Source organism: Bradyrhizobium sp. USDA 4474, from assembly GCF_054057515.1.
The window spans coordinates 3,174,272-3,196,430 of sequence record NZ_JBSRZJ010000002.1 but is presented as its reverse complement, the minus strand read 5'-3'; the positions used below and the strand labels follow the sequence as shown (position 1 = coordinate 3,196,430).

Below are 22,159 nucleotides of genomic sequence, written 5' to 3'. Positions count from 1 at the left end.
GCCAGGAACCCAGTATGTCTCGCCAGGACGCGAACGCAGCCTTTGCCCTCTCATCCTTTTTGCAGGGCACCAACGCCACCTACATCGACGAAATCTACGCCCGCTACGAGAAGGACCCGTCTTCGGTCGACGCCGAGTGGCAGGAGTTCTTCAAGAGCCTCAACGACCAGCCGGCTGACGTCCGGAAGAACGCGGAAGGGCCATCCTGGGAGCGCGCCAACTGGCCGCTGACCCCGAAGGACGATTTGACCTCCGCCCTCGACGGCAACTGGGCCGAGGTCGAGAAGGCGGTCGGCAGCAAGATCACCGCCAAGGCGCAGGCCAAAGGCACCGATATTTCCTCTGCCGATTTGCTCCAGGCCACGCGTGACTCCGTGCGTGCGCTGATGCTGATCCGCTCCTATCGCATGCGTGGTCACTTTCACGCCAAGCTCGATCCGCTCGGCATCGAGGCCCCGCGCAACCGCGAAGAGCTCGACCCGCGCACCTACGGCTTCAGCGAAGCCGATTTCGACCGCAAGATCTTTCTCGATCACGTGCTCGGTCTCGAATACGCCAACTTGCGCGAAATCACCGCGATCTGCGAGCGCACTTACTGCCAGACGCTCGGCGTCGAGTTCATGCACATCAGCAATGCCGCGCAGAAGGCCTGGATCCAGGAGCGCATCGAGGGGCCGGACAAGGAGATCTCCTTCACCCGCGAAGGCCGCCGCGCCATCCTGATGAAGCTGGTCGAAGCCGAGGGCTTCGAAAAATTCTGCGACACCAAGTTCACCGGCACCAAGCGCTTCGGCCTCGACGGCGGTGAATCGCTGATCCCCGCGCTCGAGCAGATCATCAAGCGTGGCGGCAATCTCGGCGTGAAGGAAGTCGTGCTCGGCATGCCGCATCGCGGCCGCCTCAACGTGCTGACGCAGGTGATGGGCAAGGCCCACCGGGCGCTGTTCCACGAGTTCAAGGGCGGTTCGGCCAATCCCGATGCGGTCGAAGGCTCGGGCGACGTCAAATATCACCTCGGCGCGTCCTCGGACCGTGAGTTCGACGGCAACCGCATCCATCTGTCGCTGACCGCCAACCCCTCGCATCTCGAGATCGTCGATCCCGTCGTGCTCGGCAAGGTTCGCGCCAAGCAGGACCAGCACGGCGATCCGCCGGACCAGCGCATCTCGGTGATGCCGCTGTTGATGCATGGTGACGCGGCGTTCGCGGGCCAAGGCGTGGTCGCCGAATGCTTCGGCCTGTCGGACCTGAAGGGCTACCGCACCGGCGGCTCCGTGCACTTCATCGTCAACAACCAGATCGGCTTCACCACCTATCCGCGCTACTCGCGCTCCTCGCCCTATCCGTCCGATGTGGCGAAGATGATCGACGCGCCGATCTTCCACGTCAACGGCGACGATCCGGAAGCCGTGGTGTTCGCGGCCAAGGTCGCGACCGAGTTCCGGCAGAAATTCCACAAGCCCGTCGTCATCGACATGTTCTGCTACCGCAGGCATGGCCATAACGAGGGCGACGAGCCGGCGTTCACCCAGCCGGTGATGTACAAGAAGATCGCGGCTCACCCGACGACGCTGGAGCTCTATTCCCGCCGGCTGGTCAGCGAAGGCGTGATGACCCAGGGGGAGGTCGACAAGGCCAAGGCCGATTGGCGCGCGCGGCTCGATGCCGAGTTCGAGGCCGGCACCTCCTACAAGCCGAACAAGGCCGACTGGCTCGACGGCAAATGGGCGGGCTTCAAGATCGCCGACCAGGAAGAGGATGCCCGTCGCGGCGTCACCGGCGTCGATCTGCCCGTCCTCAAGGACATCGGCCGCAAGATCACCAAGGTGCCGGATGGTTTCCGCGTTCACCGCACCATCCAGCGCTTCCTGGAAAATCGCGCGAAGGCGATCGATAGCGGCACGGGCATCGACTGGGCGACCGGCGAAGCGCTGGCGTTCTGCTCGCTGCTCAACGAGAACCATCACGTGCGTCTGTCCGGACAGGATTCGGAGCGTGGCACCTTCTCGCAGCGCCACTCGGTCCTGATCGACCAGGAGGACGAGAGCCGCTACACGCCGTTCAACCATCTCGGCAACGAGCAGGGCCATTACGAGGTCATCAACTCGCTGCTGTCGGAGGAGGCGGTGCTCGGCTTCGAATACGGCTATTCGCTCGCCGAGCCAAACACGCTGACGCTGTGGGAAGCGCAGTTTGGCGATTTCGCCAACGGCGCCCAGGTCGTGTTCGACCAGTTCATCTCCTCGGGTGAGCGCAAATGGCTCCGCATGTCCGGTCTCGTCTGCCTGTTGCCGCACGGGTATGAGGGCCAGGGACCGGAGCACTCTTCGGCGCGTCTGGAGCGTTACCTGCAGATGTGCGCGGAAGACAACATGCAGGTGGTCTACCCGACCACGCCGGCGAACTACTTCCACGTGCTGCGCCGCCAGCTTCATCGCGAGATCCGCAAGCCGTTGATCCTGATGACGCCGAAGTCGCTGCTGCGTCACAAGCGGGCGGTCTCGCGCCTCGAGGAGCTCGCGAAGGGCACGACCTTCCACCGCATCCTGTATGATGACGCCCAGATGCTGCCGAACGAGCCGATCAAGCTCGTTCCGGACGACAAGATCCGCCGCATCGTGCTGTGCTCGGGCAAGGTCTATTACGACCTCTACGAAGAGCGCGAGAAGCGCGGCATCGACGACATCTATCTGATGCGCGTCGAGCAGCTCTATCCGGTGCCGCTGAAGGCGCTGGTGGCCGAGTTGTCCCGCTTCAAGAAGGCGGAGGTGATCTGGTGCCAGGAAGAGCCCCGCAACATGGGAGCCTGGCACTTCATCGAGCCCTATCTGGAGTGGGTGCTGAACCAGGTGAACGGCGCAAGCCGGCGTCCGCGTTATGTCGGCCGCGCCGCCTCCGCGGCGACCGCCACGGGTCTGATGTCCAAGCATCAGGCGCAGCTGAAGGCGTTCCTGGACGAAGCACTGAGCTGAACTTTTTCGAACTGCGTCATGCCCCGCTTGCAAAAGCGGGGCATCCGGTAAGACGTGACGTCCTCGTGCATGCGAAGCGTCCCGGCTTGCTGGATGGCCTGCTTTTTCGCTGGCCGTGACATCAGGAATTCATGACCGCATAGGCGATCCCCTTAAGGAAAAGACCATGACTGAAATTCGTGTGCCGACGCTCGGCGAATCCGTCACCGAGGCCACCATCGGCCGCTGGTTCAAGAAGGCAGGCGATGCCGTCGCCGTCGACGAGCCCTTGGTGGAGCTCGAGACCGACAAGGTCACCATCGAAGTCCCGGCGCCCTCCGCCGGCACGCTGAGCGAGATCATCGCCGCTGATGGCACCACCGTTGCGGTCGGCGCGCTGCTCGGCCAGATCACTGAAGGCGCGGCCGGTGCCAAGCCTGCGGCAGCGCCCGCCAAGCCTGCGGCAGCTGCTCCGGCTCCCGCCGCTGCGGCTCCGGCCGCGAAGGCGCCGCCGGCCGATGCTCCGCTCGCTCCGTCCGTGCGAAAACTCTCCGCCGAGACCGGCGTCGACGCCTCGACCGTTCCGGGCTCCGGCAAGGACGGCCGCGTCACCAAGGGCGACATGCTCGCCGCGATCGAGCGTGCGGCCTCCGCGCCGACTCCGGTGAACCAGCCCGCTGCCGCCGTGCAGGTGCGCAGCGCCTCGCCGGCCGATGACGCTGCCCGCGAAGAACGCGTCAAGATGACCCGGCTGCGCCAGACGATCGCGCGCCGCCTCAAGGACGTGCAGAACACCGCGGCCATGCTCACGACCTTCAACGAGGTCGACATGACCAACGTCATGGCGCTGCGTGCCCACTACAAGGATGCGTTCGAGAAGAAGCATGGCTCGAAGCTCGGCTTCATGGGATTCTTCACCAAGGCCGTCGTGCAGGCGCTGAAGGATATCCCGGCCGTCAACGCCGAGATCGACGGCACCGATCTGATCTACAAGAACTACTACCACATCGGCGTGGCCGTCGGCACCGACAAGGGCCTCGTCGTCCCCGTCGTGCGCGACTGCGACCACAAGTCGATCGCCGACATCGAGAAGGGCATCGCCGATTTCGGTCGTCGCGCCCGTGACGGACAGCTCAAGATCGACGAGATGCAGGGCGGCACCTTCACCATCACCAACGGCGGCATCTATGGCTCGCTGATGTCGACCCCGATCCTGAACGCCCCGCAGTCCGGCATTCTCGGCATGCACAAGATCCAGGACCGTCCGATGGTCGTCGGCGGCAAGATCGAGGTCCGTCCGATGATGTATCTGGCACTGTCCTACGATCACCGCGTGATCGACGGCAAGGAAGCGGTCACCTTCCTGGTTCGCGTCAAGGAGAGCCTGGAAGATCCGGCACGTCTGGTGCTCGATCTCTGATCCCTGAAGCTCTGGGAGCGCCGTCGCGATCGGTGCGACGGCGCCTGTCGAATCATGGAGGCTGATGTGACGGATAAGGTGGTTGTCATCACCGGCGGCAGCCGCGGTATTGGTCGTGCGACCGCGCTTGCAGCGGCCGCGCGCGGCTATCGCGTCGTGGTCGGCTACGCCAGCAACAAGACGGCCGCCGACGAGGTGGTCGCGCAAATCGAAGCCGGCAACGGCAGGGCGATCGCGGTAAAATGCGATGTCGCTGAAGAGAGCGACATCCTCGATCTGTTCAGGGAAGCCGACAAGCTCGGAACGCTCGGTGCGCTCGTCAACAATGGCGGCATCGTCGGCAAGAGCGGCGTGCGCGTCGACGAGATGTCGGCCGAGCGCATCCAGCGCGTGCTGGCGGTCAACGTCACCGGCTCCATCCTCTGCGCGCGGGAGGCGGTGAAGCGGATGTCGACCAAGCACGGCGGCAAGGGCGGCGTCATCGTCAATCTGTCATCGGTCGCGGCCAAGCTCGGCGCGCCCAACACTTACGTCGATTACGCCGCGTCGAAAGGCGCGATCGATTCCTTCACCACGGGCCTCGGCTACGAGGTCGCAGCCGAAGGCATTCGCGTTGCGGGTATTCGCCCGGGCCTGATCGATACCGACATCCACGCCTCCGGCGGCGAGCCTGACCGGCATCATCGCCTGGCCCATCTGGTGCCGATGAAGCGCGTCGGCACCGCGGATGAAATTGCAAATGCCATCATCTGGCTCATGTCGGACGAGGCTTCCTACGTCACCGCAGCCACGCTCGATGTGTCCGGCGGTCGCTGACGCGCCGGCGGACGCTGACACATCCTCATAACGTTGAAATTACGGGACTTTCTCTCATGGCTACCTACGATCTCGTCGTCATCGGCACCGGACCTGGCGGTTATGTCTGCGCGGTGCGCGCCAGCCAGCTCGGCATGAAAGTCGCCGTGGTCGAAAAGAACGCAACGCTCGGCGGCACCTGCCTCAATGTCGGCTGCATGCCGTCGAAGGCGCTGCTGCACGCCTCCGAAATGTTCGAGGAAGCCGCGCATTCCTTCGCGAAGATGGGCATCAGCGTCTCCGCGCCGAAGCTCGAACTGCCGGCGATGATGAACTTCAAGCAGCAGGGCATCGACGGCAACGTCAAGGGCGTCGAGTTCCTGATGAAGAAGAACAAGGTCGACGTGCTCAAGGGCACCGGCAAGATCCTCGCCACCGGCAAGGTCGAGGTGTCGGCCGACGGCAAGTCGCAGGTGATCGAGACCAGGAATATCGTCATCGCGACCGGCTCGGACATCGCGCGCCTCAAGGACATCGAGATCGACGAGAAGCGCATCGTGTCCTCGACCGGCGCGCTGTCGCTGGACAAGGTCCCCGGCAAGCTGCTCATCGTTGGCGCCGGCGTGATCGGCCTCGAGCTCGGCTCGGTGTGGAAGCGCCTGGGTGCCGAAGTCGTCGTCGTCGAATTCCTCGACCGCATCCTGCCCGGCATGGACGGCGAGATCGCCAAGCAATTCCAGCGCATCCTCGAGAAGCAGGGCTTTGCGTTCAAGCTGGGGACCAAGGTCACCGCGGTCGACACCTCGGGCAAGACGCTGAAGGCGACGATCGAGCCCGCCGCCGGCGGCCCCGCCGAGACTGTCGAGGCCGACGTCGTGCTGGTCTGCATCGGCCGCGTGCCCTACACCGATGGTCTCGGTCTGAAGGAGGCCGGCGTTGCGCTCGATCAGCGCGGCCGCGTGCAGATCGATCCGCATTTCGCCACCAGCCTGAAGGGCGTCTATGCCATCGGCGACGTCGTCGCGGGCCCGATGCTTGCCCATAAAGCCGAGGATGAAGCTGTTGCGGTCGCGGAGATCATCGCAGGCCAGGCCGGCCACGTGAACTACGACGTGATCCCAGGCGTCGTGTATACCACCCCGGAAGTGTCCTCCGTCGGCAAGACCGAGGAAGAGCTGAAGCAGGCCGGCGTCGCTTATACCGTCGGGAAGTTTCCCTTTACCGCCAACGGCCGCTCCAAGGTCAATCAGACCACTGAGGGCTTCGTGAAGATTCTCGCAGATGCGAAGACCGATCGCGTGCTCGGCGTGCACATCATCGGCATCGAGGCCGGCGAAATGATCCACGAGGCCTGCGTTCTCATGGAGTTTGGTGGCAGTGCGGAAGATCTCGCGCGCACCTGCCACGCGCATCCGACCCGCTCCGAGGCCGTCAAGGAAGCCGCGCTTGCAGTCGGCAAGCGGGCCATCCATATGTAGGATCGCGCCTGGAGCCAAATCCGGCGGGACATCACATGCTGCGCCGCCTTCTTCAACCGGTCTGGGTCCTGCTCGCGATCATCTTCCTGATCGAAGCCTGGCTGTGGGATCATCTCGAGCCTGTTGTCGCGCGGGTCGTGGCACTGATCCCGCTCGCCCGGTTCAAATCATGGCTGGCAGAGCGCGTCGACGCGCTGTCGCCTGCGATGACGTTGATCGTCTTCGCGGTCCCGATCATCCCGCTGTTTCCGCTCAAGCTGGTCGGCCTGTGGCTGCTCACGCATGAATACTGGACCAGCGCGGTCTTCACGATCCTGTTCGCCAAGATGCTCGGCGTCGGTGTCACCGCCTTCGTCTTCGACGTCACGCGCGACAAGCTTCTGGAGATGCACTGGTTCGAGCGGCTCTACGAAACGGTCCTGCGGCTGCGCGCCAAGGCGACCGAGCTGGTCGACCCGGTCAAGCGCCGCCTCCGCGAGCTGGTCACCGGCAACGGAGAAGGCTGGTCCTCCCGCACGCTTCGCCTGATCCAGCGTTTTCGCAAAAGCGTGCACGAGGCGCGCTGAGCTGCTGGATGCCCCGGTCAAGCCGGGGCATGACAGTGGTGTGTGTGGCGGTCCTGCTCACCCGTGCAGATGCAGCAGATGCGGCGCCCATGCGCCGAGCACGGTCATGCCGAGCCCTGCGAGCGTCAAGAGGCCGGCGATCCAGGCCAGCGGCAGCATGCCGGTGATGATCGTGGCGGATGCCAGCACGATGCCGATCTGGAACGCCGCCGACGCCAGCTCGAAGTGATGGTATTTCGCGGTCGCCTCGTCGCGCTGGTGCTCGGCTTCCTTGGCCTTCTCGGAGAGCTGCTCGGTGCCTTCGCCGGTCTCGGGCTCGGAGCGGTAGCGCGCCGCGGTCTTCTGCCAGTCGTCGATCTGCTTCTGCACCGCGGCCTTCATGGCCTCGTCGCCGGTGCTGCCGAGCGTCAGCTTGCCCTGTTCGGCGGCGGTCTGCACGACGGTGCGGCGGATGCTCTTGGCCTGGAAGAACGCCCAGAGGTTGGAGGCCTCGACGTTCTTGCTGATCGATTCGGTCTGCGCGCCTTTGCCGAGCGTTTCCGAGATCGCCAGGAACAGCGCCAGCACCGCGATCAGCAGGGCGATCTTCTTGTTCTCGCCGGATGCGTGCTCGGCATGCTCGGCCTGCTCCATGCTTTCGTGTGCGCTCATGAATCCCCCTCCTGTTCGGTTCCGCAACGATTGACCGAACCGCGCGGCCTGCGCAAGAGGCATGCTTGCGATGACAGCTTGATGTCAGGAACTAGCGAACTCTTCAGCGCCTTGGATGCGCGCTGGCATAGACTTCCAGCAGCCGCTCGGAATCGATCCCGGTATAGATCTGCGTGGTCGAGAGCGAGGAATGACCGAGCAATTCCTGAATGGCGCGGAGATCCCCGCCGCGCGAGAGCAGGTGCGTTGCGAAGGAGTGACGCAGCGCGTGCGGCGTGGCGCTGTCGGGCAGGCCGAGGGCACCGCGCAGCCGTTCCATCGCGAGCTGGATGATGCGCGGGCTGAGCGGCCCGCCGCGCGCGCCGACGAAGATCGGCCCTTCCGGAGGCAGCGCATGCGGGCACATCGCGGCATATTCGTCGATCAGCGCGAGCACATTTTGCAGCACCGGCACCATGCGCGTCTTGTTGCCTTTGCCTGTCACGACCAGCACGTCGCCTTCGCCGGCCTTCGGCACCTCGCGTCGCTTCAGCCCGAGCGCCTCGGAGATGCGCAGGCCCGAGCCATACAGCAGTGCCATCACCGCAGCGTCGCGCACCAGGATCCAGGTCTCGCGATCCTCGCCGGCGCGCTCGTCGGCATCGGCCAGGCGTTTTGCAGATGCCATCGGCAAAGGCTTCGGCAGCGTCTTGGCGACCTTCGGCGCGCGGATGGCGGAGAGCGCGCCGACCTTGCCTTTGCCTTCGCGTTCGAGGAAGCGGCCGAACGAGCGCAGGCCCGCCAGCGCGCGCATCAGCGAGCGGCCGGCAATGTCGTCGGCGCGCCGCATCGCCATGAAGGCGCGCACGTCGGTCGCTTCGAGCGAGGCAAAGCGGTCCAGCGTGACACGCTCGCCCCAGTGGCTGCACAGGAAATCCAGGCACTGCCTGAGGTCGCGGCCATAGGCTTCCAGCGTCTTCGGCGACAGCCGTCGCTCGGCGCCGAGATGCGACAGCCAGCGCGCCATCTCCTGCGCGATCGAGCAATCGGCGCTGGCGAGCTCGAGTGGTGGGGGGACCGGTTTGCTCATGCGCTCTGGACGGAATGATTCCGCACAGTATATCGCATCATACACGTTTACCGTTCGCTAAGGCGGACCCGGGGCGATAGCCTCAAAGCCCCCGAGGTTCCGATTCTCTCCATGGATCATACGTCGCGCAGCACGACCGTCCCCGCCAACGCGACCCGCATGGTCGACGTGCTGGTGCCTGTCGCGCTCGACCAGACCTATTCCTACAAGGTGCCGCGCGGCATGGAGCTGAAGGCCGGCGATCTCGTCGGCGTGCCGCTCGGGCCCCGTGAGGTGCTCGCCGTGGTCTGGGGCGAAAACGCCAATCCCGACCCACGCCTGCATAACCGCCTCAAGGAGGTCAGCGAGAAGCTGGACGTTGCGTCGCTCAAGGGGGAGCTGCGTTCGGTCGTCGACTGGGTGGCCAATTACACGCTGAGCCCGCGCGGCATGGTGCTGCGGATGTGCCTGCGCATGGGCGAGAACCTCGGTCCCGAGCGCGTCCGCGCCGGCGTGCGGCTAACAGGTGATCTTCCGCGGCGGCTGACGCCGTCGCGTCAGCGCGTCATCGAGCTGCTGTCGGACCGGCTGCTGCACGGCAAATCCGAGACTGCCAAGGAAGCCGGCGTTTCCGCCGGCGTGATCGACGGCCTCGTCGACGAGGGTACGCTGACGGTCGAGCCGATGCCGCCGCCACCCCCGCCGCCCGCGCCCGATCCTGAGTTCGGCCGTCCCGATTTTTCGCCGCTCCAGCGCGCCGGCGTCGATGCGATGCGCGCGCTCGCGGCTAACGGCACCTTTCATGTCGCGCTGCTCGACGGCGTCACCGGCTCCGGCAAGACGGAGGTCTATTTCGAGGCGGTTGCGGAAACGATCCGCCGCGGCAGGCAGTCGCTGATCCTGATGCCGGAGATTGCGCTGACCGGCCAGTTCCTCGACCGTTTCGCGCAGCGCTTTGGCGTGCGCCCGATCGAATGGCATTCCGAACTCACACCGCGCACCCGCGCGCGCAATTGGGCCGCGATCTCCGAAGGCACCGCGCCGGTCGTGGTCGGCGCGCGCTCGGCGCTGTTTCTGCCCTACGCCAATCTCGGCCTCATCGTCGTCGATGAAGAGCACGACCAGGCCTACAAGCAGGACGAGGGCGTGCACTACCACGCCCGCGACATGGCGGTGGTGCGTGCGCATATCGCCAAGATCCCGATCGTGCTGGCGTCAGCGACGCCGTCGGTCGAATCGGAGGTCAATGCGCGCAAGAACCGCTATCAGCGCATCGCGCTGCCGTCGCGCTTCGGCGGCCAGCACATGCCTGAAATCGAGGCCATCGACATGCGCCGCGAGCCGCCCGCGCGCGGCCGCTACATCTCGCCGCGGCTGGCCGGAGAGATCAGAAAGGCGATCGAGAAGCGCGAGCAGGCGCTGCTGTTCCTCAATCGCCGCGGCTATGCGCCGCTGACCCTGTGCCGCGGCTGCGGCCATCGCTTCGCCTGCACCATCTGCGATGCCTGGCTGGTCGATCACCGCTTTCGCCAGCGGCTCGTCTGTCACCATTGCGGCTTCTCGATGCCGCGCCCCCCGACCTGTCCGCATTGCGCAGCGGAGGAATCGCTGGTGGCGGTTGGCCCCGGCGTCGAGCGCTTGCAGGAGGAGGCGGCGGCGCTTTTCCCTGACGCGCGCACCATGGTGCTGTCGAGCGATCTCATCACCTCGATCGAGACGATGCGAAGTGAGCTAAACGACATCGCGGAAGGCCGCGTCGACATCATCATCGGCACGCAGCTCGTCGCCAAGGGCCACAATTTTCCGCGGCTGAATCTGGTCGGGGTGGTCGATGCGGATCTCGGCCTCAGCAACGGCGATCCGCGCGCGGCGGAACGGACCTGGCAATTGCTCAATCAGGTGATCGGCCGTGCCGGGCGCGAGCAGGGCCGCGGCGTCGGCTATCTGCAAACGCATCAGCCGGATCATCCCGTGATGAAGGCGCTGATCGCCTGCGATCGCGAGGCTTTCTACGACAGCGAGATCGATCTGCGCGAGAAGACGCTCTATCCGCCGTTCGGGCGCCTCGCCAGCCTGATCATTTCCGCGGGCGATCGTCCGAGCGCCGAAGGCCTCGGCCGCCAGCTCGTGGCACGCGCGCCGCGCGACGAGCGCGTGGTCGTGCTCGGCCCCGCCGAAGCCCCGCTCGCCGTCATCAAGGGCCGCTACCGCTTCCGCATCCTGGTGAAATCGGCGCGCGGCTTTGATCTCTCGGACTATTTGCGCAACTGGCTGGCGGTGTGTCCGAAGCCGAAGGGCAACCAGAAGCTCGAGGTCGACGTCGACCCGCAGAGCTTTTTGTGAGCCACAAGGCACAACTGCGCTCCCTCCCCCCCTTGCGGGGGAGGGCGGGGGAGAGGGTGGCCCCGTAAAAGGTGTGCGTGAGGGGGAAGGAACGCAGCTGTGCGTGTCGTCAAAAACGCCCCAGCAAAAAGCCCGCGGTCCCCCAAGACCGCGGGCTTGTTTCACGCGCGCATCAAACCGATGAAAACTGCGCGTGTGGGCTGAGGCGCGAGATCGCTGCTAGGAGATCACTTCCGCGGTGACGCGGCCGACGCCGGCGCCGGTGAGGCCGATGGCGCGGGCAGCGCCGGTGGAGAGGTCGAGCACGCGGCCGCGCACGAACGGGCCACGGTCATTGATGGTGACGATGACGCTCTGGCCGCCATGGGTGACGCGCAGCTTGGTGCCGAACGGCAGCGAGCGGTGCGCCGCGGTGAGGGCGTTCTGGTTGAAGCGCTGGCCCGAAGCGGTGCGGCTACCGGATTCGTTGCCGTAATAGGAAGCCATGCCGGAGAAGCTGCGGCCGGTACCCTGCGACGGCGTCATCGACGCATTGGCGTTGCGCCAATCGAAGCCCGCGTTGGACTCGGCCTGGGCCTGGTGGTGGTGGTGAGAACCCCTGTGGTGATGCCTGGATTTGGCGGAAGCTTCGGTGGCAGTTCCACCGACGATGAGAGTTGCAGCGACGAAAGCGATCGCCGTGCGCGGCCGGGTCGCAGTGCCCAGCGTCTTCAAAGACAGCATTTAGTGGTCCCTACGCTAGTATTGCCACATATGTGGCTAGTGGAGCCCCCATCAGTTTGTGAGCGGGTTGGCGTTTCGATTCCTAATGAGGCGTGAATTGGGCAGTAAATCCGTTCCGTGTCGTCGTGAAATATCTTGTGATCCGAATCGATATTCAGCCGAAGTTCCGCAATCTTTCACTTTAACGATTCTTTAACCAAGTCATTACTTAGCTATACTGTAAAACGAAGTTATTAAACTTCCTGTTTAGAATTGGGTAAGTATTCGGCGGCCGCGATCGGCGGGGCCGAAGTCACGACTCAGCGATCCGTGTTCATGGCGGGTATGCGCTGAGGGCGGGAACGAATGCGCGCGTTGCCGACGAACGGCGCCCGGCAGCCCGTAGCCTGGCAGCTCAGGTCAGGCGGTCGCAGCCGCGTCTCGAACTGCGACGAACGGCCGACAGAACCTCATGCCTTTAATTTGGCGTCATGTTGCACGTGCGCGCCTGCTATGTTAGCAAAGCCGCGATTTTAACGGACCCGGCACGTCCCCGTGTCGGCCGAGAATCAAAGTCCCGCTTGAATTCCAAGGGCTTGGATCGCTAGGCGCCGCGTTGTGGCGACGGTTTTCCCCTTGCGAGTTTGACAGCACAAAGAGCGCGTCGGTGGCAGCAGAAGATACGTCGGTTTCAGGTGTGTCCGGCCGTTATGCAACGGCCTTGTTTGAACTCGCCCGCGACCAGAAAGTGGTCGACGAGGTCAAAGCCGATCTCGACAAGTTCGAGGCTCTGCTGAACGAAAGCGCTGATCTCAAGCGCCTCGTCCGCAGCCCGGTTTTTGCGGCTGACGCCCAGTCCAAGGCCCTTTCGGCCGTGCTGGACAAGGCGGGCATATCAGGCATTTCCGCCAATTTCCTCAAAGTGCTGACCGCCAACCGCCGCCTGTTCGCGGTGGCCGACGTCATCCGCGCCTATCGCGCCCTCGTCGCCAGGTTCAAGGGCGAGGCGACCGCGGATGTCACGGTCGCGGAAGCGCTCTCGGACAAGAATCTCGACGCCCTCAAGGTTGCCCTGAAGTCGGTGACCGGCAAGGACGTCGCGCTCAACGTGAAGATCGATCCCTCGATCATCGGTGGCCTCGTCGTGAAGCTTGGCAGCCGCATGATCGATAGTTCGCTTCGCACCAAACTCAATTCGATCAAGCACGCGATGAAAGAGGCAGGCTGATGGACATCCGCGCCGCGGAAATTTCCGCGATCCTCAAGGACCAGATCAAGAATTTCGGCCAGGAAGCTGAAGTCTCCGAAGTCGGACAGGTGCTGTCCGTCGGCGACGGCATCGCCCGCGTCTACGGTCTGGACAATGTCCAGGCCGGCGAAATGGTCGAATTCGAGAACGGCACGCGCGGCATGGCGCTGAACCTCGAAACCGACAACGTCGGTGTCGTTATTTTCGGTGCCGACCGCGAGATCAAGGAAGGCCAGACCGTCAAGCGCACCCGCGCCATCGTGGACGCGCCGGTCGGCAAGGGCCTGCTCGGCCGCGTCGTCGACGCGCTCGGCAACCCGATCGACGGCAAGGGCCCGATCCAGGCCGACAAGCGCATGCGCGTCGACGTCAAGGCGCCCGGCATCATTCCGCGCAAATCGGTGAGCGAGCCGATGGCGACCGGCCTCAAGGCGATCGATGCCCTGATCCCGATCGGCCGCGGTCAGCGCGAGCTGATCATCGGCGACCGTCAGACCGGCAAGACCGCGATCGCGCTCGACACCATCCTGAACCAGAAGCCGCTCAACGCGCAGCCCGACGAGAACATCAAGCTGTACTGCGTCTACGTCGCGGTCGGCCAGAAGCGTTCGACGGTTGCCCAGTTCGTGAAGGTGCTCGAAGAGCAGGGCGCGCTCGAATACTCGATCGTCGTCGCCGCCACCGCCTCCGATCCGGCGCCGATGCAGTACATCGCGCCCTTCACCGGCTGCACCATGGGCGAGTACTTCCGCGACAACGGCATGCACGCGGTCATCATCTATGACGATCTGTCCAAGCAGGCCGTCGCCTACCGCCAGATGTCGCTGCTGCTGCGCCGGCCGCCGGGCCGCGAAGCCTATCCGGGCGACGTGTTCTATCTGCACTCCCGCCTGCTCGAGCGCGCGGCGAAGCTGAACAAGGACCAGGGCTCGGGCTCGCTGACGGCGCTGCCCGTCATCGAAACCCAGGCCAACGACGTGTCGGCCTACATCCCGACCAACGTCATCTCGATCACCGACGGTCAGATCTTCCTGGAAACCGACCTGTTCTTCCAGGGCATCCGCCCCGCGGTGAACGTCGGTCTGTCGGTGTCGCGCGTCGGCTCCTCGGCGCAGACCAAGGCCACCAAGAAGGTCGCCGGCAAGATCAAGGGCGAGCTCGCGCAGTACCGCGAAATGGCGGCGTTCGCGCAGTTCGGCTCCGACCTCGACGCCTCGACCCAGCGCCTGCTGAACCGCGGCTCGCGCCTGACCGAGCTGTTGAAGCAGCCGCAGTTCTCGCCGCTGAAGATGGAAGAGCAGGTCTGCGTGATCTGGGCCGGCACCAACGGCTATCTCGATCCGCTTCCGGTCAGCAAGGTGCGCGCGTTCGAGGACGGGCTGCTGTCGCTGCTGCGCGGCAAGCACGTCGACATCCTCAATGCGATCCGCGACAGCCGAGACCTCTCCGACGACACTGCTGCCAAGCTGAAGTCGGTGGTCGAAGGCTTTGCGAAGAGCTTCGCGTAATTAACAGCCGATATGGCCGGGCTAAAGCGCGAAGCGCGTCTTCGCAAATGATGTCCCGGCCATCCACGCGTTTCGGCTTGCAAGATAGAACGTGGATGCCCGGGACGAGCCCGGGCATGACGACTGGGATAGGCTAGTGGCTTGACCGTCTGGGTCGAACCGCCGGGGTGAACGAAGAATGGCGTCACTTAAAGACATGCGCGTGCGCATCGCCTCCACCAAGGCGACGCAAAAGATCACCAAGGCCATGCAGATGGTCGCGGCCTCGAAGCTGCGACGTGCGCAGACCGCGGCGGAAGCGGCGCGTCCTTATGCCGACAAGATGAGCGCCGTCATCTCTAACATCGCCAGCGCCGCGGCAGGTTCGCCCGGCGCGCCGGTGCTGCTGGCCGGCACCGGCCGCGACCAGGTTCATCTGCTGCTGGTTTGCACCGGCGAGCGCGGCCTGTCGGGCGCCTTCAACTCGTCGATCGTGCGTCTCGCCCGCGAGCGCGCCTTGGCGCTGATCGCCCAGGGCAAGGACGTGAAATTCTTCTGCGTGGGCCGCAAGGGTTACGAGCAGCTCCGCCGGCAGTTCGACAAGCAGATCGTCGAGCATCTCGACCTGCGCAGCGTGCGCCAGCTCGGCTTCGTCAATGCCGAGGATATCGCCAAGAAGGTTCTGGCGCGGTTCGACGCCGGCGAGTTCGACGTCTGCACGCTGTTCTACTCGCGCTTCCGTTCGGTGATCGCGCAGATCCCGACCGCCCAGCAGATCATCCCGCTGGTGGTCGAGGAGGACACGAGCGCCAACACGACGTCTTACGAATACGAGCCCGAAGAGGACGAGATTCTCACCCGTCTTCTGCCGCGCAACCTCGCTGTCCAGATCTTCCGCGCGCTGCTCGAGAACAACGCCTCGTTCTACGGCGCTCAGATGAGCGCGATGGACAACGCGACGCGCAACGCCGGTGAGATGATCCGCAAGCAGACGCTGGTCTACAACCGCACGCGTCAGGCGCAGATCACCAAGGAACTGATCGAAATCATCTCGGGCGCCGAAGCCGTCTAGCAAAGACGCATCGGCACTCGTCAAACCCAACATCCCGGTCGGTTGACCGTGGTCTACAAGTTCGGATCGAAGGAGACATTCAATGGCAGCCCAGCTCGGTCGCGTCACCCAGGTCATCGGCGCCGTCGTCGACGTGCAGTTCGAAGGCCACCTGCCGGCCATTCTCAACTCGCTCGAGACCAAGAACGGCGGCAATCGCCTGGTGCTCGAAGTCGCTCAGCATCTCGGTGAGTCCACCGTCCGCACCATCGCGATGGACACCACCGAAGGTCTGGTTCGCGGCCAGGAAGTGACCGACACCGGTTCGCCGATCCGCGTTCCCGTCGGTGAAGGCACGCTCGGCCGCATCATCAACGTCATCGGCGAGCCGATCGACGAAGCCGGTCCGGTCAAGGCGGAAGGCCTGCGCGCGATCCACCAGGAAGCGCCGACCTACACCGACCAGTCGACCGAAGCTGAAATTCTCGTCACCGGCATCAAGGTCGTCGATCTTCTTGCTCCGTATGCGAAGGGTGGCAAGATCGGCCTGTTCGGCGGCGCCGGCGTCGGCAAGACCGTGCTGATTCAGGAGCTGATCAACAACGTCGCGAAGGCGCACGGTGGATACTCCGTGTTCGCCGGCGTCGGCGAGCGGACCCGCGAGGGCAACGACCTCTATCACGAGTTCATCGAGTCCAAGGTCAACGCCGATCCGAAGAATCCGGATCCGAGCGTGAAGTCGAAATGCGCGCTGGTGTTCGGCCAGATGAACGAGCCCCCGGGCGCCCGCGCCCGCGTCGCGCTCACGGGTCTGACCATCGCCGAAGACTTCCGCGACCAGGGCCAGGACGTGCTGTTCTTCGTCGACAACATCTTCCGCTTCACCCAGGCCGGCTCGGAAGTGTCGGCGCTGCTCGGTCGTATTCCGAGCGCCGTGGGTTATCAGCCGACGCTCGCGACCGACATGGGCGCGCTGCAGGAGCGCATCACCACTACCCAGAAGGGTTCGATCACCTCGGTGCAGGCCATCTACGTTCCGGCCGACGACTTGACCGACCCGGCGCCCGCGACCTCGTTCGCGCATCTTGACGCAACCACCACGCTGTCGCGCTCGATCGCCGAAAAGGGCATCTATCCGGCGGTGGACCCGCTCGACTCGACCTCGCGCATGCTCTCCCCGCTGGTCGTCGGCGAGGAGCACTACGCGGTGGCCCGTCAGGTTCAGCAGGTGCTGCAGCGCTACAAGGCGCTCCAGGACATCATCGCCATTCTCGGCATGGACGAGCTTTCGGAAGAGGACAAGCTGACCGTGGCCCGCGCCCGCAAGGTCGAGCGCTTCATGTCGCAGCCGTTCCACGTCGCCGAGATCTTCACCGGTTCGCCGGGCAAGTTCGTCGACCTCGCCGACACCATCAAGGGCTTCAAGGGCCTGGTGGAAGGCAAGTATGACCACCTGCCGGAAGCCGCCTTCTACATGGTCGGCACCATCGAAGAAGCCGTCGAGAAGGGCAAGAAGCTCGCCGCTGAAGCGGCTTAAGAAGCGAATGGCGAATGGGGAGTCGCGAATAGTTTCGCTGCTCCTTTTCGCCACTCGCTATTCGCCATTCGCCATTCGCAAGGTTTCCCATGGCCACCTTCCACTTCGATCTCGTCTCTCCGGAAAAGCTCGCCTTCTCGGGCGAAGTCGATCAGGTCGACATTCCCGGTGTCGAAGGTGACTTCGGCGTGCTGGCGGGGCACGCGCCTGTCGTGGCTGCGATCCGTCCCGGCATCCTCGTCGTCACCACCGCTGGCCGCCACGAGAAGATCATCGTGCTCGGCGGCCTCGCCGAAGTCTCCGAAAAGGGCCTGACCGTGCTTGCCGACGTCGCGACCTCGCTGGCCGAGCTCGACCGCGCCGAGTTCGCCGAGACCATCGCGGAGATGGAGGAAGGCTTGAAGGAGCACGAAGGCGGCGAGCTCGATCAGGCGATCGAGCGGCTCGATCACTTCAAGAGCATCCAGCAGCAGCTCAATACCACGGCGATGCACTAAGCCCCGGTGCACTGCTCCGGGGCTCAAAGCTCTAAATTCCTGAACAAGTTCAGCGCTCTCGTCACCACAAATGGCGGGCGCTGAAACTTTGTTGCGCCGCGCCGGAGATGGCGGCATTCTGCGCCCGCGGATGTGTTCCGGGGCGGGTAGCAGATGAAACGCAAGATCGCAGCGATTTTCGCAGCCGATATTGCCGGTTACTCAAGGCTGGTCGCGGAGGATGAAGAGGAGACGCTGCGGCGTCTGGCATCCTATCGTCTGGTCGTAGACGACTTCATTGCCAAGGCCGGCGGACGCATCTTCAACACCGCCGGTGACGCCGTGCTCGCCGAATTCCCGAGCGCAGTCGAAGCTGTGCGCTGCGCGATCGACATCCAGGAGTCCTTGCGAACCCGAAACATGGCCTATCCGGCGAGCCGGCAGATGACGTTCCGGATCGGCATCACCATCGGCGACGTCGTCGAACGTGACGGCGATCTGCTCGGCGACGGCGTCAATATCGCAGCCCGGCTCGAGGGGCTCGCCGAGGTCGGTGGCATCTGCATCTCCCGTGCCGTGCACGAGCAGGTCGCCAACAAGCTGTCGGTGCAGTTCGCCGATATCGGTGCGCAGGAGGTCAAGAACATTCCGACGCCGGTGCACGCCTACATGGTGGCGATGCGGCGTGAGGACGGGACTTTTGCGACGCCGCAACTGAAGAAGGCCGCCAAGGCAGGGCAGGGGCCGAGCTGGATGTGGCCATTGGTGGTCGGCGTGGTCTCGGTCGTCGCCATCGCCGTCGGCGGCCTCCTCTATTTCAGCAAGCTCGAGACCGGCAAGACACCTGATGTCGCGGCGTCAACCACGCCTGCTCCGCTGCCAGGCGCGACGGCCGCAGCGACCCCGAGTCCAACACCCACGATGGCCGCGAAGGCGCCGATGCCTTCACCGACGCCGACATCGACACCGACCCAAATGGCTGCCGCCACGCCGATGTCCACGCCAGTGCCGACGCCGGCGGCGGCACCGAACGGCAAGCTCCCTGCGGATGCGGTGCCGTTTGTCAGTGAGCGCGTGCGTGGCTATCTCGGCAATGATTATTCAGCCGCCGGCGATTACAAGGCCTTCGCCCTGAACATCACCGGCTTCACTGGCGCCTCGGTCAATCAGCCGAATGAGGAAGCTGCGCGCGCCGCCGCGCTCGATCAGTGCCAGAAGCGTGCGGATGCCGCGCAATCGCCGCGGCGCTGCGAGCTCTATGCGGTCGGCAACAAGGTGGTCTACAGCCATGGTAATCCGCCGATGCCGCCGCAGCCCTGGGTGCGGCACGACAGCATGACCGAGCGCCCGCTCGTGGCGAAAGATTTTCCGCTGCTGCGCGATCAGGCCAGGACCCGCATCGAGAACGTCTACGCGCCGGCGGCAAAGTCACGGGCGGTCGCGCTCGGGCCGGGCGGTCAGTATTTCATGACGCTGGGGGCGACCTCGGTCGACGAGGCTACGCGGCGTTCGCTGGAATCCTGCGGTGCGTTCGCAGGCTCTCCCTGCATGGTCGTGGCGGTTGACGATGTCTATGTCGTGCCAATCCCGACCCTGCTCAGGGCCGTTGGCTTCTTCCACCCCGCGAGCAACCCCTCGATTGTGGCCGATGCGCGCCCCGAGGTCGTGCGCAAGCTCGGCGACGGCTTGGGCTGGAATGCGGTCGCCGTCGGAACGTCGGGCCGCCCCGGCCTAGGCCTGAAGGCCGCCGACGAGCAGACCGCCGTCGACGGCGCGATCGCCGATTGCGTCAAGCACGACAGCGACTGCCACGTCATCGCGATCGGCCCGTTTACGGTGGGACCGATCAATTAGCCTCGCAGTGTAAGCCACAATCGCCACTCCGGCGAAGGTGCGTTCCCTTCCCCCCCCTGTGGGGAGGGAACGAGAGAGTGCTGCGTTGCTCACTCGAATTCCGAAAAACTTCTCTGATCAACCAACCCCGGGTACTGTGCATGGGGTTGTTTTCGCGAATTCAGTTTGCGAAGGGCGCGAACTCCTGGGCTACTGCGCGGTAGACGTGGCGGCGGAACGGCACCACGAGGTCGGCGACGCGATCGAGTCGCTCCCAGCGCCACGCGTCGAACTCCGCGGGCTGGCCGTTGCGCGGCGTCAGCGGGTCGATCTCGTCCTCCTTGCCGGTGAAGCGCAGCGCGAACCACTTCTGACGCTGGCCGCGGAATTTGGCCAGCCGATGGGTCTGCGGACCGTCATAGGGCGGGAATTCGTAAGTGAACCAGTCGGTCTCGCCGAGATAGCAGGCGCTGACGACGCTGGTCTCCTCCCAGAGCTCGCGCACCGCGGCATCGCGAAGGTTCTCGCCCTCGTCGACGCCGCCTTGGGGCATCTGCCAGTCGAGCCCCGGCAGGATGATCTCGGGGCCGTCACCCTTGAAGCGGTGCCCGATCAGCACGCGGCCGTCGGCATTGAACAGCGCGATCCCGACATTGGGACGGTAGGGTTTTTCGCTCGTCACGCGGGAGTCTCTCATTGTCAGTCCGGCGATGCCTTAGCACCAAAGTCCGGACGACAATTTGATCTAGTCGTCCGCGAGCGCGGAAAATTCCTTGACCACGCGCTCATAGACAGGGCGCTTGAACGGAATGATCAGCTCGGGGAGATTCTTCATCGGCTCCCAGCGCCAGCTGACGAATTCGGCCTTGTGGCCGCCGCCGCCGGGCTTCTCGACATTGATCTCGCTGTCCTTGCCGGTGAAGCGCACCGCGAACCATTTCTGGCGCTGGCCGCGGTAGCGGCCCTTCCAGGCGCGTCCCGCCACCGTGCGCGGAATGTCGTAGATCAGCCAGTCCGGCACCTCGGCGAGCCGCTCGATCGAGCGCACGCTGGTTTCTTCATAAAGCTCGCGTTTGGCAGCGGCCCAATTGTCCTCGCCGGGATCGACCCCGCCCTGCGGCATCTGCCAGACATGGCGGTCGTCGACGTGCTCGATGCCGCCGGCACGGCGGCCGATGAACACCAGGCCTTTCGGATTGATCAGCATGACCCCGACACAGGTTCGGTAGGGCAGATCCTCGTAACGCGCCATTCCGCCAAACCTCTCGGGTACTGCTGGAACGCTGCCGGGCACTCCGGCCCATGGCGTACCAATTCTTTGATTTAACTGGATTTTGATTTCAGCATCGCGGTTGTCAATGGCACCAAAAGGATACCTCGGTCGCTCAATGTCTTGATCCAGGCGCCGACCCGCTCGATCGAGACGGGAAGCGCGGAGGCGGTGCCGATCGCGACCCCGCGTTCCCTCGCCATCGATTCCAGCTTGTTCAGCGCACGGTCGATCTCGGTCGGGGTCGGCACCGCGTCGAGCGCGATGTCGCCCTTGCCGAATGGCACGGTGAGGCTGCCGGCCGCCTGGCCTGCGATGCTGCGCGGCGAGGAGCCGTCGTCGAAGAAGCCGAGGCCGCGCTTGGAGGCCTCGCGGATGATCGGCTGCATTGCCGCGTCCGTCGCCACGAAGCGAGCGCCCATGAAATTGGTGATGCCGGCATAGCCCTGTATCCGGCTCAGGTGCCAGTAGAGGCGATCGGTGTTCTGGTCTGCCGTGAGCGAGGTCAGCAGGGTTTGCGGGCCGGGATCATTGTCCGGGAAATCGTAGGGCTCCATCGGGATCTGCAGGAAGATCTCGTGGCGCTGGGCGCGGGCGCGCTCGGCCAACTTTCCGGGATCAGATCCATAAGGCGTGAAGGCCAGCGTCACCGCGCCCGGCAGCTTCATGATGGCATCGGTGGTCTTGGCGGCACCGACGCCGAGGCCGCCGATCACGATCGCCACCACGGGCATCTTCGCGGCCTTGGCGCGGTCGGCCTCGGCGGCGTAGACGTTGAATGGCTTGAGATCGCCCGATACCGCGGGGATCATGCCGTAGCGCGACTTCTCCAGCAGCTTGGGATCGATCCCGGTCATGACGGGGGGCGGAGCGGAAACCGCCTCGCCCTTGTCGGCGGCGTCGCCCGCGCCGATCACCACGTCGTGGCGCGCGCCGGTCGAGCCGTCGATCATGGTGACGGTCTTCTGATCGCCGGAGGCGGCTTCCTTCGGCGCCTCCTTGGTCGCGCGCTTGCTTTCCTCGCTTTGGCCGGCGGCAGGCTTCTCGTCCATGGCCTTGAGATCGCGGATCGCGATCCGCGTCATCGGCTCGCCGCCGAGCGGGTCCTTGTTGAAGATGGCGAAGCCGGCGAAGGTCACCAGGAACAGGCCGAGCATCACAGCCAGCAACTGCATGGCGGTGAACGGCAGCCGCAGCCGCCGTTTCCGGCGCGGCGTGTTCTGTCCGAGCGGGGCGCTCAGATCATCGGCCGTTTCAGTCATGCGAGATCCCGAATCACTCCACCGACGATACCACGCCGCG

Annotated in this window: 18 protein-coding genes; 12 read left to right on the top strand and 6 right to left on the bottom strand. The window is 64.7% G+C overall.

What is annotated here, in order from left to right; translation table 11 throughout:
- Nucleotides 1–14: 14 nt before the first annotated feature.
- The 5 genes from ACVW16_RS16955 to ACVW16_RS16935 all read left to right on the top strand — a co-directional run bounded on the left by ACVW16_RS16955 (nucleotide 15) and on the right by ACVW16_RS16935 (nucleotide 7,210).
- Complete coding sequence (locus ACVW16_RS16955) at nucleotides 15–2,972, top strand: 2-oxoglutarate dehydrogenase E1 component (protein WP_456736901.1); 2,958 nt, start codon at nucleotides 15–17, stop codon at nucleotides 2,970–2,972.
- 166 nt (nucleotides 2,973–3,138) lie between these two features.
- Entirely contained in the window at nucleotides 3,139–4,371 is a 1,233-nt protein-coding gene (gene odhB, locus ACVW16_RS16950) for a 2-oxoglutarate dehydrogenase complex dihydrolipoyllysine-residue succinyltransferase (RefSeq protein WP_456700296.1), read from the top strand.
- 54 nt (nucleotides 4,372–4,425) lie between these two features.
- Entirely contained in the window at nucleotides 4,426–5,187 is a 762-nt protein-coding gene (locus tag ACVW16_RS16945) for an SDR family oxidoreductase (protein ID WP_456700295.1), read from the top strand.
- A gap of 56 nt (nucleotides 5,188–5,243) precedes the next feature.
- Nucleotides 5,244–6,644: a dihydrolipoyl dehydrogenase gene (gene lpdA, locus ACVW16_RS16940; RefSeq protein WP_456736902.1), complete on the top strand. Its 1,401-nt coding sequence runs from the start codon at nucleotides 5,244–5,246 to the stop codon at nucleotides 6,642–6,644.
- 35 nt (nucleotides 6,645–6,679) lie between these two features.
- Entirely contained in the window at nucleotides 6,680–7,210 is a 531-nt protein-coding gene (locus tag ACVW16_RS16935; RefSeq protein WP_456736903.1) for a hypothetical protein, read from the top strand.
- Between the two features lie 57 nt (nucleotides 7,211–7,267).
- Here ACVW16_RS16935 and ACVW16_RS16930 read toward each other — a convergent pair whose 3' ends face one another.
- A complete protein-coding gene (locus ACVW16_RS16930; protein WP_456700292.1) occupies nucleotides 7,268–7,861 on the bottom strand; it encodes a DUF4337 domain-containing protein in 594 nt (197 codons plus the stop codon).
- A 103-nt stretch (nucleotides 7,862–7,964) separates the two neighbouring features.
- Nucleotides 7,965–8,930, bottom strand: coding sequence for a tyrosine recombinase XerC (locus ACVW16_RS16925; protein WP_456700291.1), 966 nt, complete (start codon nucleotides 8,928–8,930; stop codon nucleotides 7,965–7,967).
- 111 nt (nucleotides 8,931–9,041) lie between these two features.
- On the opposite strand from ACVW16_RS16925, the gene ACVW16_RS16920 reads away from it, so the two are divergent.
- The gene (locus tag ACVW16_RS16920; protein WP_456736904.1) at nucleotides 9,042–11,252 is read left to right on the top strand and encodes a primosomal protein N'; all 2,211 of its coding nucleotides are present in this window, start codon (nucleotides 9,042–9,044) and stop codon (nucleotides 11,250–11,252) included.
- A gap of 219 nt (nucleotides 11,253–11,471) precedes the next feature.
- On the opposite strand, the gene ACVW16_RS16915 is transcribed toward ACVW16_RS16920, so the two are convergent.
- Nucleotides 11,472–11,975 (bottom strand): septal ring lytic transglycosylase RlpA family protein, encoded by a 504-nt coding sequence (locus ACVW16_RS16915; RefSeq protein WP_456736905.1) that lies wholly within the window; start codon nucleotides 11,973–11,975, stop codon nucleotides 11,472–11,474.
- A 646-nt stretch (nucleotides 11,976–12,621) separates the two neighbouring features.
- On the opposite strand from ACVW16_RS16915, the gene ACVW16_RS16910 reads away from it, so the two are divergent.
- The 6 genes from ACVW16_RS16910 to ACVW16_RS16885 all read left to right on the top strand — a co-directional run bounded on the left by ACVW16_RS16910 (nucleotide 12,622) and on the right by ACVW16_RS16885 (nucleotide 19,608).
- Nucleotides 12,622–13,182 carry a F0F1 ATP synthase subunit delta gene (locus ACVW16_RS16910; protein WP_456700288.1) on the top strand — a complete coding sequence of 187 codons (561 nt, stop codon included), beginning with the start codon at nucleotides 12,622–12,624 and terminating at the stop codon, nucleotides 13,180–13,182.
- On the top strand, nucleotides 13,182–14,711 hold the full coding sequence (atpA, locus tag ACVW16_RS16905) for a F0F1 ATP synthase subunit alpha (RefSeq protein ID WP_456700287.1): 1,530 nt from the start codon (nucleotides 13,182–13,184) through the stop codon (nucleotides 14,709–14,711). The genes ACVW16_RS16910 and atpA overlap by 1 nt, the downstream gene beginning before the upstream one ends.
- 178 nt (nucleotides 14,712–14,889) lie before the next feature.
- A complete protein-coding gene (locus ACVW16_RS16900; RefSeq protein ID WP_456736906.1) occupies nucleotides 14,890–15,762 on the top strand; it encodes a F0F1 ATP synthase subunit gamma in 873 nt (290 codons plus the stop codon).
- An 82-nt stretch (nucleotides 15,763–15,844) separates the two neighbouring features.
- On the top strand, nucleotides 15,845–17,278 hold the full coding sequence (gene atpD / locus ACVW16_RS16895; RefSeq protein WP_456700285.1) for a F0F1 ATP synthase subunit beta: 1,434 nt from the start codon (nucleotides 15,845–15,847) through the stop codon (nucleotides 17,276–17,278).
- Nucleotides 17,279–17,367: 89 nt separating this feature from the next.
- Nucleotides 17,368–17,775: a F0F1 ATP synthase subunit epsilon gene (locus ACVW16_RS16890; RefSeq protein WP_456700284.1), complete on the top strand. Its 408-nt coding sequence runs from the start codon at nucleotides 17,368–17,370 to the stop codon at nucleotides 17,773–17,775.
- A gap of 153 nt (nucleotides 17,776–17,928) precedes the next feature.
- Nucleotides 17,929–19,608, top strand: a complete 1,680-nt coding sequence (locus tag ACVW16_RS16885; RefSeq protein WP_456736907.1) for an adenylate/guanylate cyclase domain-containing protein — start codon at nucleotides 17,929–17,931, stop codon at nucleotides 19,606–19,608.
- Nucleotides 19,609–19,768: 160 nt separating this feature from the next.
- Here ACVW16_RS16885 and ACVW16_RS16880 read toward each other — a convergent pair whose 3' ends face one another.
- The 3 genes from ACVW16_RS16880 to ACVW16_RS16870 all read right to left on the bottom strand — a co-directional run bounded on the left by ACVW16_RS16880 (nucleotide 19,769) and on the right by ACVW16_RS16870 (nucleotide 22,119).
- The gene (locus tag ACVW16_RS16880) at nucleotides 19,769–20,269 is read right to left on the bottom strand and encodes an RNA pyrophosphohydrolase (protein ID WP_456738976.1); all 501 of its coding nucleotides are present in this window, start codon (nucleotides 20,267–20,269) and stop codon (nucleotides 19,769–19,771) included.
- A gap of 63 nt (nucleotides 20,270–20,332) precedes the next feature.
- A complete protein-coding gene (locus ACVW16_RS16875; protein WP_456700282.1) occupies nucleotides 20,333–20,839 on the bottom strand; it encodes an RNA pyrophosphohydrolase in 507 nt (168 codons plus the stop codon).
- A gap of 71 nt (nucleotides 20,840–20,910) precedes the next feature.
- The gene (locus tag ACVW16_RS16870; RefSeq protein ID WP_456736909.1) at nucleotides 20,911–22,119 is read right to left on the bottom strand and encodes a divergent polysaccharide deacetylase family protein; all 1,209 of its coding nucleotides are present in this window, start codon (nucleotides 22,117–22,119) and stop codon (nucleotides 20,911–20,913) included.
- Between the last annotated feature and the right edge of the window lie 40 nt (nucleotides 22,120–22,159).